Raw genomic sequence first — 14846 nt, forward strand, 5'->3', positions numbered from 1 at the left:
TTTATACAGCTTCCTTTAATTTTGAAGTAGATATTGGATTATATTCAATTGCATAATTATTATCTATCAGTTCAATGACAAATTGACTTGGTTTATTTGCATCGTATAAAAGGTGTACTTGGTGCTTTGCTCGGGTGAGTGCTACGTAAAATAACCGTCGCTCTTCAGCATGCTCAAAACTTTCAGGTTTAGGTAATAAACTATCTAATAAAGGCGAGACTTTTTTTTCAGCAGGAAAACCATATTTACCGCTTTTTAAGCCTAAAATAATGACTTGATCTGATTCGTTTCCCTTACTAGCATGGAAAGTATCTATTTTTATATTTAAATTGTTATACATTGAGTTTAAGAGAGCTATATCGGGTAAGTTAAACTTATAACGTGCAAGAATATAAATTGAGAGAGAAGGTTGAGCCTGATTATTAATTTCAGTTAATATATGATTTAATTTATCTTCATTATCTCCTTGATATAATGAGATTTTAGGCTTGTTTTCAAGGTTGTGAGTAAGCATTTTTTTATGTGATTGAGCAGGGTTTTGCATTACAAATGTACTTGCGATATCACTAATACTATTATTAAACCTAAAGGTTTTATCTAAAGCTGTCGTCTGAGTTGTACCAAAATAATTTTCAAATTGGGTTGTTAAATTGACATCGGCACCTGTGAACCTATAAATTGCCTGCCAGTCATCGCCAACACAAAAAAGTGATGCTTTAGCGACCTGATTTTTTAATGTTTTAACCAGTCTTGCTCTAGGCTCTGAGATATCTTGAAATTCATCTACTAAAATATGTTTCCAGTTCGATTTAAACTTATTTGTTTCAACATAGTGTATGGCTTTGATGATCATGTCTTCAAAGTCTATTTCGTCATGAGCTAACAGATGTTTTTGATAGAGCTGATAAATTGGTGATAACAATTCAAGCTCAGCTTTTATTTGGTTGTGATCTTTATGTTGTGATAGACGTGTTTGTAATTGTTTTTTATCAAATAACCCCAGTTTATATAAACCAATAAGTTGACTTAAACTCTTTGAAATATCATCAATATTTCTGTCTAACGTTTTGTGGGCGTTTAAGAATGTTTGACAATATTTTTGTGTTTTTGATTTAAAATCACTTTGAGCGAGTAATTGCTTAAATTGAAATCTTATCCAATTTTGTTTTTTTATGTCACTGGCAGCAAGTTCACTAATATTAGGAGGCTTAGATTCAACCGATGTTATAATACTTAAACCTAAACTATGAAATGTATTAACTTTAATCGACTGAAGGTTAAGTTTTTCTTCAATTCGTAGCTTCATCTCATTAGCTGCTTTCGTACCAAATGCAAGCAGTAAAAAATCAGATTCAGTTGCTTGATTACTATTTAATAAATAACCTACACGACCTACCATAGCGCTTGTTTTACCTGTACCTGCGCCAGCTAAAACTAAATTATTTTGTTCATCAACAATGCATGCGGTTTGTTGTTTATCAGTTAAAGGGTTTGATTCCATAGATTGAAAATAGTTTTGATAAATACTCTTTTGTTTATCAATATAGTTATTTTGAAAGGCAACTAAATGTTTGTCACCCCAGTTAACAACGAGGTGTAAAAATTGAAGTGCTTGATAAGTCTTTTTATCAAAAGAGAATAACTCAATTTTTTTAGGCCAATAAATTAGTTGAGAAGCTGCTGTTCTCTGAATATCGTCAAATGTACATTTGCGTAAATAGCCTTTATTCATTTTAACTTTAATAGAATTAGCTAAATTAATTAATGGTTTTCGTTTTATTTTTGTCCAATGAATGACAGCTTCCTTTACTGCATTTAAGGCATTTTTTTTGGATACCCAATTAAACTGATGTTGAATACTATTAACTTGCCAATTAAAACTGCAAAAAAAGAAATGAGATTCAATATGCGGAAATGTGTCAATCTCAGACCAGTTTATCAGTGTATTATTAAGCAAAATTCCCTGATGATTAACCTTTAATGAAACATGATTTTTTATGAAGAACTTACTAAGCCAATATCGCTGTAACTGCATGAAAACAAACTATGAAGAATAAAAATAGAGTATAAAACAAATAAAGGGGTCGGAGTGAATTAATCAAAGGTTTAGTAGAATTTGTCATTTGTTTTTTTGGTGAGGGAGCTGAATACTAGTTTATGGGGTAACTCGGTAATTTGCTGTTTAACACTCGCTTCAACGAGCGTTAAGTGATTTTAAAGTAAAGTTTGCTCGATTTCACTAACTCTATATGGCATAAGTACGCTAAAATAGCTTTGTTGTTATCTTACCTTTGAGCCCTTTATATTCATGAGTACCATCAAAACGTCAGCCAATTTTACTGAACTAGGCCTGATCTCACCTTTATTAGCTCGATTAACTGAGCTTGAATATCAGCAGCCAACGCCAATTCAAGCACAAGCCATCCCTAATATATTAGTCGGACGAGACTTAATTGCAGGGGCGAATACCGGTTCAGGTAAAACAGCTACCTTCGCACTGCCTTTATTGCAGCAGCTTTTTCAGCAAGGAAAATCTGAAAAGCAATCAAGTAGTAAAGGCAACACTGTGTCAGGTCTTGTATTAGTACCAACTCGAGAACTTGCTAGGCAGGTTGCTGATAGCATTAAATCTTATGCAGCACATTTTAACGGTGCAATTAAAACAGTGGCTGTGTTTGGTGGAGTATCAGTCAATACCCAAATGTTAGCATTACGTGGCGGTACAGATATTTTAGTGGCAACACCAGGTCGATTACTCGATTTAATCTCAAGTAATGCTGTAAAGTTAGATCGTGTTAAAACCTTAGTACTTGATGAAGCTGATCGCATGTTAAGCCTAGGTTTTACAGAAGAACTAGCAGAACTGTTAATGTTAATGCCTAAGAAAAAGCAAACTTTATTATTTTCAGCAACCTTTCCTGAACAAGTGCAGACTTTAACGCAAGCGTTACTTAACGACCCTATTGAAATACAAGTTCAAAGTGCAGAGACAAGTACTTTAGTGCAGCGTGTTTTTACCGTTAACAAAGGGCAAAAAACAGCTTTATTAGCGCACTTGGTTAAAACAAATCAATGGCGACAAGCATTGATTTTTGTAAATGCCAAAAAAAGCTGTAAACATTTAGCTGATAAATTATCAAAACGTGGTATTACTGCTGAAGTGTTTCATGGTGATAAAGGCCAAGGCGCGCGTAATCGTGTGTTAGATGCATTTAAAGTGGGTGAAATTGAAGTATTAATTGCAACTGATATTGCTGCTCGTGGATTAGATATAGAAAAACTACCAGTAGTTATCAACTTTGACCTACCAAGAAGTCCATCAGATTATATGCATCGTATTGGTCGTAGTGGCCGAGCAGGTGAAGTAGGTTTAGCATTATCGCTCATTGATCATGAAGATTATCATCATTTTAAAATAATTGAAAAGAAGAACAAAATAAGACTTGAACGTGAAGAGGTAGCGGGTTTTGAAATGGCTGAAATTATTCCTGATGCCTATTTAGATGCAGGTAAACCAATGGCAAAACCTCAAGGCAGCGGTAAGAAAAACCGTAAAAAGAAAGCGATAGAAGCTTCTGATATTTGGCTGAAAAAGTTTTAATAGTAATTAAGATATAAACATTGATAATCCCCAGTAAAGCTAATTTACTGGGGGTGTTTATAAAAAACGCTTATTTTTATCTTTAATGATGATCATGTAAGCCATCATAATATTGAACAACCTCTAAAATCATGTCCTTAAAACTCAGCACGAAACAACCGCTTTAAAACATATCGATAATTATTGCCATTCTCTTTTAGTCTCCTTATCTCAACTTATTAGATTTGTTCACCTTAACAACAAAGCTTTGTTTAGCTAAATAGGTAGTGATGGTAGTACGTTTTTTATTTATTCACATAATTACCTTTAAAGCGTTTATAAAGGGTCATCATAAGAATGATAACTTTAAAATAATTTAATTAGACTAAAGAGGTATAATATGGCGATTACAGATACAATCAGTGATGCACCTATTGAACGATTAATTTATGAACCGTTTAAAGCTGTAGCTAAGTCAAATCAATTACTAATAGATCAATACTTCAACTCTATTATGAAAATGGCTTACAAAAGCGAAGGTATCATAGATAAAATAGCGAATGGGATCACAGCTGATGCTATTGACACTAAAGTACGTACATTAGATATGAAACTTGAACGCCCCGTAACCCGAGATAATGGTACGGTTGCTCAACAAGAAATTGATGTTAAACCACCATTGTTAGGCTTAGTACCTATCAACTCTCTCATGATTAGCGAAGCAACTGTCGATCTTGAAATTGAAGTGACAACCACTTCAACTAGTAATTCCTCTAGAGATGTAGAGGTATCAGCTGGTGGTGGATGGGGTGCTTTTTCTATGAATGGTAAAGTAACTTGTCACCGTGAGCACACTCGTGAATCTAACCAATCAGCTAAATATTCTGTGTCAGTTAAAGCAGAACAGCAAGAAACTCCAGAAGGCATGAATAAGCTAATGGATCTACTAGCGTCTGTGGTAGAACCTATTTCCGCTGGTTCTGTTGGCGTTTAATAAACTTGAATGGGAATATTGATATTCCCATTCACTATTAAACTACTAATTTTGGGGGATGCAATGCTTAAAAAATGGATAAATAATATTCTGATTTTACTTTCACTTACATTACTAAACGCTTGTAGCAACATGTATATATATGATGAAAATAAAGATAAACAGATCAATACCGCGGCGAGTTTATATCGTTCGATAGAATCTGATAAATCTCTGATAATTTCACCTGATAATTTAGAGCAGTTATTACAAGCTGAACTCGCTTTATCTGATGAAAGTGATCAATTAATACTTAATAATGACCTTTGGAGAATGTCTTCAGGGCAACTAAGTTTGTCTCGAATGTATCATGAAGCACAACAAAGGCTGAGTGTCTTAGGGTTAAACTCTCTGGCTGAAGTACGAGATTATATTCGTGTGAGAACTAGCCTTATTCATTTTCAAGGAATAGAGCAAGAGTATCGAGATTACCTTATACAATTGACAACGCCTGAAGAACGCAGGTTTATTCCTCACTGCAATGATTCAACTCCAACCTTTGTGAAACAAATGCAATCGAATGAAGCGTTTCAACTTTTGTATCAACAATATCATGATAATTGTCAGCAATTACTATCTGTTTTGCGTAGTTATGACGAAATGTCGTTGGAAGTAGGGTTAAATCGCACCCAAAGTACACAACTACAAAGAGAATTATTACTTGATAAAGAACTGAAAAATAAAACTTTAATAGATGTTAACATGTTAAAAAAGCGTCTAAAAAATACAGCCGTTGTAAAAAAACGTTCTTCTGAATTTAATTCGTTGAGAAACGGTGATTTGAAAAAAGCTTTCTCTAATACTAAGACGCAATCAAATTCAGCGAGAGTAATATTAACTACAAATACTATCGAAGCAATTAGTAATTTGATCCAAGGGATCAATACAAATGATGATATATCGACAAAAGCAAATTATTTGGTTGATGCAGCAATAGCCTCACAGTCAACAGCCTTGGCAGATATAATGGCGAATTTTCTCGTTAAAAATTCACAACCAGTATTGGCTCCATTGGTATTAGAGTTAAACCGTCAAATATTGCTGCTTAATTATTTTCAAGAATTGGAAGATTTAAAGCAACAGGAGTATGAGTTATTACAAGTGCTTGAAAATGATATGCACAGGCAAGTATCTGCTGAATACAAATTAATGATGGCAATATGTGATTTTTCTTATCAATCTAAAAGTCAATGTGAAAATGATTTTTCTTTAACTTGGAACAGTCAATCTTCCTCTTATGATTGTGGTTTTAAAAATGTTCACAAAGAGTGCCAAACAAATAAACAATTTAAATCGATCTGGTTAAAACGTGCTAGAGATAATAAACCTCAGGTATATAAAATCCTTACAGCATTGTATGACAGTCATCAACTTCGCTCAAAGATAGCGCGTGGTGATATTCATCTAAAAGAACACAAAAGTTATCGTCATTTATTGGCCTCACAAAGTGCAATAGATCAATGGCACAATTTATTGCGCTACCCAATAGATCAATTACAGACATTTTATGACTCAGGTATTAGGACTGAGGAGTTATCGGGTTTAATAATCAAAGCCCTTGGCATAGTTGGATTAACAGTAGTAGGTACGGAGTTATAAATGAAAAAAGGTTATTTATTAGTTATCTTGCTTTGCGCTTTGATGGCTGGTTGCAGCTCGACGTATTCTTCGCGAAAACTAGCAGAGAATACTGCAGCTAACGCTGTATTGTTTGCAAGCGAAATTCAAAAAAGTGAAGAAAGTCAACTGCGTTTACTAAAAGCTCGTGAAAAAAATATTAAACAGTTTTCAAATAAACTGATAAGGGCACAGCAACAAATTGAATTTCTAAGGCTTCAAGTTGATGATGATGTGCAAAATAAAGTTGAAAAGGAATTACATCTATGGCTGAAAAAATTGAAAGAAATGCAAATAGCAATGCACCAAAAGGAAGATAATACCCCGGTATTTCACTGGCAAGATAAACGAACACAAACGATAAAGCAACTGTCTGAATTTTCACGACAAATGCTTATTTTATCACAAGATGAAAAATTGCTGGATAAGGCGAAGTTTATGATGGGTTATTTCAATGCTGTTAAAGAGCAAACTAAGATTGATCTTTCAGAAAAACCTCATTTAATGGGCTTTCGCTTAGATAATAAATTACAACAATTATTAACAATGGATAATAACATTCTAGGTGTGAATTATGAATAATGTGAAACAGCTCGAGCATTTATTACAAGTGGCTAAACTCATCAATGCTTATTTGTTGAAACTAGATCATGAATTTGATGGTATATTATCAGTGGAAGAAGAAAGCAGCTTAATCCAACAGAAACTGATATTAGAAAAGAAAAAATTTTTGTTAAGTAATCAGATTTCAACTGTCATTGGTACTCGCACCGCGATTCGATCACCAAGTTCTGATGAAGTTAACAAAGTGAAGCAATATTTGGCTAATGTTGAATCTGATACTGCATCCGTATCATCAGCGAGAGATATGACTCAGGCTTTAATAGAAGGAATAGATTATATCGCAAAATTATAGATTAGTAGATTCGTTGCAAGCATACTTAATTTACAGTATTGTCTTTAGGTTTAATTCCTTGCCGCTTAAGGAGTAAGGGTTAAATCTAAAGTAAATGGTGAATTTAAATAACTTCCCTTTATAATAATCTTGGTTAAGAGAGATGGATATTTCTTCGAAAGAAGGGAAGGTTATTGCGAAATTCATATCCCTAGGTGTTATTGGATAGATATCCATCATACTGAACACTAAGCATGAGGACATAGCTCCAGTGTCATCATTACCAGGTATATCATGAGGCGTATTGACGAAATGTTGTTCAATTAATTATTTTACTCTTGATTGGCTTCTACATTCCTCACTTTTACAAAGTTAAAAAGCAATGGATCTTGAAAAAGAACCATTCTTTGTATCAATATCTTGCTGAAAGCATTTCTAACTCGAACTGAATCCTACACCTTGAAGTGGTTTGGGTAGAAAAAGATTACGGCGTTAATTTTTTGAGTAACGATAATCAATTATGTGTTAAATACGCACAGTAAAACTATTATAAATTGAACTTACTACAGAAGTCGAGAGCAGATAAAAGTCATAATATAATCTTGTCGTGCAAAAGTAATCTCGAAAGTTCAACAGCCCCTACAGCACCGATTAGTTTAAAATATGAATACCATAATGGTCCGAAAATCACACAGGCAAGGCGTATTAGAGAATGGAATAGTGGGCTATTTCGAGCTGATACAACGTGGCATGTGTGATTTTTGGCTCTCGCTGGTGACTATATTTTAAACTGAACGGTACTCTAGTACCAATACGAATAAATAATAGCTCACTAACTTACGCGTATTGGTATCAGTCTAATAGTTATAATTATTTATTACGCTTCATTGCTATAACAGCCAATTTTTTGCGATATTGTTTAATGCTGTGATCTTTTAAAGAGTTAGTAAATGGGAGTTTTTTTACGATTAACTGCCTGAGTCGATAAAATAAGCTGACACTGTAGTGAATATTGGTGCTTTCTAAAGACTCAAGGTTGCAGTGCGTTATATATCGCATATTGCCACAATGCATATAGTTTTTAGCTAATAACTTAACAATTGATGAGAGTTTAGGGCCAATAAACGGTATATAGTTAAGTGTTTTACATAAAATATAATTGGCACCTCCACTCGGTGGAAAAGAAGGTACGCAATCAAATGAATTCACAATACGATAAACGGGAGTCTTCATGCTGTAGCCCCATTGAGGATCAGCAAGTTTAGGTGAACCAAATGTATAACAAGCTGCAATACCAGCTTGATGTTTCAACCGTTTAGCCGCTATTGTTGCAATAGCGCCGCCAAGACTATGACCTGTAATATATAATGGTAAATAATTCACATCACTGTACTTGAGGCGTTCTTCCAATTCAATTGCGATAGATTCATAAGCGTCATTAAAACCTACATGAACATTACCTCCATTAACACATGCTCTCATATCGCTATTAATATCAGATTTTATATCTTGTAAACTATGTAGTTCAGTTCCTCTAAAAGCTAATACGCAAATATTGCCATTAGTGACTAATAACGCTTGCGTGCCCTGATTATCGAAAGTAGCGACTAATTTCATATTTAATAATAATAGGTTTTTACTGAGCTTTTTTTTCTCCAGTTCAAGATCATAGTTGGTAGATTGGAATAAAAGACCGAGATGCTGGTGCTGTTTTTTATTTAATAAGTTTCGAACATTATCCAAAAAATGTTTTGCATATAATTCAGTTGGTATAAAAGGGTTAAATTTTATATAAGCGAGTTCTGAAAGACAGGCCATCAACCAACTAGTTCGATCACTATATGCTTGCCTATATTTCGGTATTGAATAATCTATCAACTCTTTTGCATTTTTTAATTCATGTGGGGATGATGCAACAAGATAGGTCATGCCATTAATTCCTTATGTTAAAATTATTATTTAAATGTGTTGTATAAAGTTTTTATATGGACTGCTATAGAAGTCGGTTAACTTTAAATTTTGTGATTAAAAATCTTAAAATTTAAAGTTATCAGTCTTTTTACCTGTTGGATTAACATTTAAGGATATTGACATTATGTATTGAGGAGGCATATAAAATAAAAATAGAGGCGGCGGAGTTTAATTTATTGCGATATCATTTAAAATGAGAGTTTTTTTAAACGAGAACTCTCATTTTTTTACTTGTTAACTAAAGTTATTTACAGCCTCGCTTAACTCTGTCATCCAGCTCGATCACGGTTTCTCGCGTTTTGTTTGCCAGAGAATCATATCGTTCATTTATAATTGCACGTACAACATCGTCATCTTTGATAAACTTTCCATTTCTATTTTTACCTTCATCTTCAGTTATTTTGGTGATCACCGCCCCTAATTGTGAGATATCTAGAATAGAATGAGTAATAAAAGTTCTAAACGATTCATAATCTAAGTTTTTAGCTTTTTCAACCGCGATCTCTATGATTTGCTTACTTGATGTACTTTCCCAATCTAAAGAATAGGTTCTGTGTTTAGCTGCTAAAGCATGCATGCTTGAAGAAAGAGCAGGTTTTAACATATCATCTGCTTTATTTAAATTATTTAACGAAAGTTTATATTTTTCAAGAACTTTAATTAATGTCTTTCGAAGTGTTTTACCTTCTTTTATCTCTATTCTCTCAAGATTATTACGAGGAGCACCACTATTTTTTATAAATTGATTAATTGTATATGCACTTTTTAAAATATCGGTTATTTCTTCAGTCGTTTTAATGAGTTGAGTAAATACCTTTAAATATATATCATTAGCAGCATCCATAGGATCCTCCTCCTCCTCATCATCATCAACATATTCCCATGGACTTGAACTAACAAAACTATCAGTTTTATTCTTCTGCATAGACATGAACATATTCATAAAATCTTGCATGGTCACTACTTTCTCTTGATTGCTTTCAGTCTTTTTTGAGGATTTACTTTTTGTCTTTTTTGAGGTTTTACGTTTTGTATTTTTCGCGGTTGTTTGAGTATTCTTCTCGGCATTAGCTTCAATGTCTTCCTCAATTTTGTCTATTCGTTCTTGAACAGTTGGCATAATTAACTCCAAATTTGATTATGTAAAATAGATATATGATGTAGATCACAAATTGCAGTTTTGTGAATATTCAAAAGACGCCTAACAAGAAAAAATGTGATTAATCGGATTTATATTTACTCATAGTTTAAATATCTTAAATTCAATATGTATTAAATTTTTGATTTTTTTAAGAACTTTACTTAGTATAAAAGAGGTAAATAAGTATGGTGTAAAATGAATTATTTAGTCAAATACATGAGTTTTTTTTTAATATTTTTATTCCCTCAAACGATCGCTGCTAAGTATAATATTATGGCTGAAGCACTCCCACCATGGAATTATATTGAAAACGGAACTCCCACAGGCATAACTGTTGAAGTAGTACGTGAAATTTTAAAAAAGATTAACCATCCAGATACAATTGTAATTTACCCATGGGCAAGAGCTTATCGCATGACTAAAGATGGCAGTAATAATATTCTTTTTTCTATGGCGAGAACTCCTGAGCGCGAACCTCTTTTCAACTGGGTTGGACCTATTGCAACTGAAGTCGTCTATTTTTATAAGAATAAAGATAAAAAATTACATATAGAAAGCTTAGATGATGCAAAAAAGACCTCTATGATTTTGATAACTAGAGGTTTTCCTGAGCAAAAATATTTGTTGTCTAAAGGATTTAATAACTTATTCATTACATTAAAAACTCTCAACTCTTTACAAATGTTAGCTCGGCATAAAGTTGACCTGATAGTATCAGGTGATTTCACCGTAAAGCATTTCATTAATAAAAAAAAAATAGAGGGTACATTAATAGAGCGAGTGAATATTGAATTACTAAAATTTGACTTATACATTGCACTTTCCAAAAACATTCCATCAAATGAAGTTTTAAAATGGCAAAATGCACTCGATCAACTTAAAGCATCAGGTAAATATAATGAAATACTTAAAAAATATATAGGTGACAGTGTAAATTAACGAATGAAAAGGTAAAAATAAACGTCAGTAGGTATGCCCATGTAACGATGCGAAATCTAAAAAGTGTAACAACTTCTCTATTATTTCAGCTTTTATCAGATAAGTGATTCCAAGCGAGTATTGTTCTTTATTTTATTAAAAACTTCACAATTTAGAAAAGCGAGCGTCTTTAATTTTACTTAAACCACAAAAAGACACGCGTCAATAATTTGATAAACAGGGTATATTATGAATATTTCTAAAAACCAAGAAGCACTATTGAATGAAATCTTAACTGACGGAAAAGTAACTTTTAATGATTTTAAGCTTATGAGAGACAAAGCCGATGAAGAGTTTGATAAAGTCGTTGATGTATTTGGTCAACATAATGATTTTACCGCATTTCAAAAGTCAGCTGATGTCACTGTTCAACTCATGCAAAATATTATTTTAGATTTAAATCGAACCAAATTAAGTGATACTGGTAAAGCGATTATAGTTAATGCAATGATAGCTCAAATAAATTATATCGCTATAGGCACTGATTTTTGCTTAGATCACCTATAATATAGCGCCCTTATTATCTAAGCTACTGGTTCTCATTTCTAGTTAGACACGCCTTTAAGGATGAACGAAATTTAACGCTCATCCTTCTCTATTTAAGAAGCTCTGTTACACGCTTACGCTTTATGGCCATTAGTGCTCCCTGATATACTGAAAACAATAAACTAGCGTTACAGCATTGACAGAGGCAATGCTGCAAATCGGTCAGCCATATAAAAACTGAATTTAAGTAATATCTATATTAAGTAAAAAAAATCACATTAATTGCACTTAATCGTCTTATAAATGCTTTATAGGTTCTTCTATAAACTTGATATAATGAATAAGGTATACACTATGATTGAGTCAGCAATTGAAAAAAAATCTAGACGTAAAATGTCTAGTTTTGTTACTGGTAAACTAAATACATTAACTGATCCTAATTTCCCTCAAGCAAAGTACATACGTATTTGCGTACTTAGGTGCTTAGATAATATTAAGCAAGAATTAGGAGATCTTAGAGGCACAGAGGAATTTAAAAATGTTAATTTAGAACCTAATTTAACCTTAGTTAAATTCTATATGAAAGGGGGGAATGCTTTTAAATGCTTAAGTCAGACCGCAGCTCGTACTGTCACTGGGGGGGGCACCTCAGATTGGGATACTCAAATTGTCATTAACCCAAACTTACCAATGCCAATACGTGAGAAAATATATCAAGCAGTGGAAGATATATTAGTAGAGCAATTTAAAAAAACGAGTCGAGAAATTCATCTAGGTTTAACTTACGGAACTCATACCGCAAACGACGTTCCTTTTACCGCTCCAATACCGCCTGGAGTCTTTCCAACATATAGCGCTAATAGTATTCGGGGTGGTTCGGTAAATAGTGATATACCGACTGCGTTAGCAGGTGCTTTTCAAGGTTCGGTAGCAGCACTTCCTAATGCTGTGAGAACTCAAATTGTTCCAGCTGGAACTCTTTTCACTGATTGGGATTTACAATTGGATGCCACACAAAAACTTCGAACTGTGTTCGACCATAATAAAACAGGTCTATTTATGAAAACAGGGCTGGATCTCTCAGCTGAAGCTAATAGCAATACCCCACAACCTGGGATATTATTTAATGAGAGTATCGGACCATTTTCGTTACATCGCTTAGGGTACACTTTTCATTATAACCATCCTTATCTTGATTTAAAACCAGTACGTAAACTTGCGCTTGGAGAATTGATCGATGTTAGTATACCTCGTATTAACTCAGTAGAAGCCTTAGAGTCTTGGGATGAATTACATTCTCACGAAATGGCTTTGATTCCCTTAGATATCGGTGTTCAAAATGCAACCGCCGTTAACCTACCTTGCCCTTCATTTGAGTATCATTTTCATGAAACCTGTACCATGATTGCAGAAATTTGTTCTGGTCAGGCACGTTCTATTGACAAGTGCAACAAACGCACTGAACGTTTTGAAGCAATTTATGACCAAGCTTTTTCTGTCGCTTTGGCGAACGAAATTCATCATGCAATGGAGGTTCGTCGAGGTAACAACCCAGGCCCATTACTTGGTTATGCCGTTATTACCGGGGCTAATTTAGCTAATGATTTTATGACCCCTTATAAAGAACGTTTAAATAACATAATGTGCAAGATAGCAGGTGAAGCTGACTTGCCTGCCATAAATAGCTTTCGGGCCAATGCGGAGGCTGGGCTAAGAAATATGGTGACTGATTATTTAGATAATTATCTTATAGCTACGCATGACCCTGGTGCGTATCCAGGTGGAAATGTAACAAGGGCTCTTATTAAAGAGTTTATGTTTATCTTGATATATAAAAACTTTGCACCTCAGGTACGAGCGTATAATACACTGATGGCTGCTGGTGGTGGTGGTGTAACTCCAGTTCATGCATATAATCAGATGAGAATTAACTTCACTAATCAGCCTACGGTAGATTCTTTAAGTGTGCGGGATAATTTCGACCCAATGGGAGCTTATCAGAAAAATTTATATGGGACTCGCGGGAATCACACGATTAATGATATCTATAAAGATTGCATTGGTGAATGTCTGAAGCTTATCTCTAAGGGTAAAGATTCAGTGATGTATCAGCAGTATACGCGGAAGTATGTAAACGAAGTTCCAATAAGCGAATACTGTAGTGATGATGCTGCTCTTTGGGACCGGTTGACTACCTTAAATGTGGAAGCTGAGATATTAAATGTAAAAAAAATACCACAGTCAGGCATTAATTTTTGGCGCTATGTTTTAATACCTCACAGAGATATTATCAAGAAGTTTTTAGATACTATGAGGCTTCTTATAACTACTGTAAGACCAGGAACTCTCAGTATGGAGGTGTGTGAGAAAGTTATACAGAAAGAGGGTGACACATTAGATTCTCTCATTCTAGTTATCTTCGAAAACAGTCAACCAGTAGGGGTTATTACTTTACTAAAATCGGATACTCAATCAGGCCTTGGCTTAATGCCAAAGAATCCGGTTACCTTTACTGATACTAGACGCAAAGAAGGGTTTTTCACTTCAAAATACAATAAATCCCTAATACGAACTGGTTTATGTTCATTACGTGATATAGCTGAACAAAGACTAGTTACTGCCAGTATGATAGGTAATTTCTACACAAAAGATCGTATTCGTCAGCAATATCGAAATATTAAAACGATACTTGATGTGTAAACTGACTTAATATAGAAACTGTGTTTCATATTATGTAACCGCCTATCGTTAAGCGCTATTAAGAGTTTAAGGATAGGCAGACGGTGAATAAAAATGAACTAGAAGCATTTGTCCGCTAAGCGGAAAAATCAATTAAGACTAAAAAAGACTTAAATAACTTCAGTCAAATGTTAACCAAAATTACCGCTGAAACAGCTCTCAATGCCTAATTAGACAATCATTTCGATTATTCTAAGCACGAAACCTCAAGCGACGAACACCACAGCAATGGCTTACAATTGTTTAAACCCAACAAGACCATGACTTATCAGTAAAGAAATTTTGCCTTGAGCAAGGTATATCAACGTCTATATCGGTAACATTGAGCAGACACTCGACAGTCAAACTGAGGTGAATTGGCTTGTCAATTTACTGGGATAAAACACAGCAATTCTCGGTGAATTAA

At 33.9% G+C, this 14846-nt stretch carries 12 protein-coding genes and 1 pseudogene; 9 read left to right on the top strand and 4 right to left on the bottom strand.

The window, feature by feature from the left end; translation table 11 throughout:
* Position 1: 1 nt before the first annotated feature.
* Positions 2-1957: a UvrD-helicase domain-containing protein gene (locus CJF42_RS19570; RefSeq protein WP_170940675.1), complete on the bottom strand. Its 1956-nt coding sequence runs from the start codon at positions 1955-1957 to the stop codon at positions 2-4.
* A 351-nt stretch (positions 1958-2308) separates the two neighbouring features.
* On the opposite strand from CJF42_RS19570, the gene CJF42_RS19575 reads away from it, so the two are divergent.
* The 5 genes from CJF42_RS19575 to CJF42_RS19595 all read left to right on the top strand — a co-directional run bounded on the left by CJF42_RS19575 (position 2309) and on the right by CJF42_RS19595 (position 7146).
* A complete protein-coding gene (locus CJF42_RS19575) occupies positions 2309-3601 on the top strand; it encodes a DEAD/DEAH box helicase (RefSeq protein WP_095368298.1) in 1293 nt (430 codons plus the stop codon).
* 379 nt (positions 3602-3980) lie between these two features.
* Positions 3981-4574, top strand: coding sequence for a DUF2589 domain-containing protein (locus CJF42_RS19580; protein WP_095368299.1), 594 nt, complete (start codon positions 3981-3983; stop codon positions 4572-4574).
* Between the two features lie 63 nt (positions 4575-4637).
* On the top strand, positions 4638-6212 hold the full coding sequence (locus tag CJF42_RS19585; protein WP_095368300.1) for a hypothetical protein: 1575 nt from the start codon (positions 4638-4640) through the stop codon (positions 6210-6212).
* Positions 6213-6812: a hypothetical protein gene (locus CJF42_RS19590; RefSeq protein WP_095368301.1), complete on the top strand. Its 600-nt coding sequence runs from the start codon at positions 6213-6215 to the stop codon at positions 6810-6812.
* Entirely contained in the window at positions 6805-7146 is a 342-nt protein-coding gene (locus CJF42_RS19595) for a hypothetical protein (protein ID WP_095368302.1), read from the top strand. The genes CJF42_RS19590 and CJF42_RS19595 overlap by 8 nt, the downstream gene beginning before the upstream one ends.
* A 30-nt stretch (positions 7147-7176) precedes the next feature.
* On the opposite strand, the gene CJF42_RS29375 is transcribed toward CJF42_RS19595, so the two are convergent.
* The 3 genes from CJF42_RS29375 to CJF42_RS19610 form a co-directional block, all read right to left on the bottom strand.
* Complete coding sequence (locus tag CJF42_RS29375) at positions 7177-7449, bottom strand: glycoside hydrolase domain-containing protein (RefSeq protein WP_095368303.1); 273 nt, start codon at positions 7447-7449, stop codon at positions 7177-7179.
* Positions 7450-7995: 546 nt separating this feature from the next.
* Positions 7996-9054, bottom strand: a complete 1059-nt coding sequence (locus CJF42_RS19605; RefSeq protein ID WP_095368304.1) for a lipase family protein — start codon at positions 9052-9054, stop codon at positions 7996-7998.
* Between the two features lie 286 nt (positions 9055-9340).
* Positions 9341-10216 (bottom strand): hypothetical protein, encoded by an 876-nt coding sequence (locus tag CJF42_RS19610; protein WP_095368305.1) that lies wholly within the window; start codon positions 10214-10216, stop codon positions 9341-9343.
* Between the two features lie 294 nt (positions 10217-10510).
* Here CJF42_RS19610 and CJF42_RS19615 point away from each other — a divergent pair, with 294 nt between their 5' ends.
* From CJF42_RS19615 to CJF42_RS29575, 4 genes and pseudogenes are all read left to right on the top strand, one after another.
* The gene (locus CJF42_RS19615) at positions 10511-11176 is read left to right on the top strand and encodes a substrate-binding periplasmic protein (RefSeq protein ID WP_170940676.1); all 666 of its coding nucleotides are present in this window, start codon (positions 10511-10513) and stop codon (positions 11174-11176) included.
* Positions 11177-11404: 228 nt separating this feature from the next.
* Positions 11405-11722, top strand: a complete 318-nt coding sequence (locus CJF42_RS19620; RefSeq protein WP_095368307.1) for a hypothetical protein — start codon at positions 11405-11407, stop codon at positions 11720-11722.
* Between the two features lie 315 nt (positions 11723-12037).
* Entirely contained in the window at positions 12038-14401 is a 2364-nt protein-coding gene (locus tag CJF42_RS19625) for a hypothetical protein (RefSeq protein ID WP_212668838.1), read from the top strand.
* Between the two features lie 131 nt (positions 14402-14532).
* Positions 14533-14673, top strand: a pseudogene (locus tag CJF42_RS29575) (IS256 family transposase); the annotation flags it as partial.
* Positions 14674-14846 lie beyond the last annotated feature (173 nt).

The organism is Pseudoalteromonas sp. NBT06-2 (assembly GCF_002276045.1).
In the GTDB taxonomy this organism is placed as follows: Bacteria; Pseudomonadota; Gammaproteobacteria; order Enterobacterales; family Alteromonadaceae; genus Pseudoalteromonas.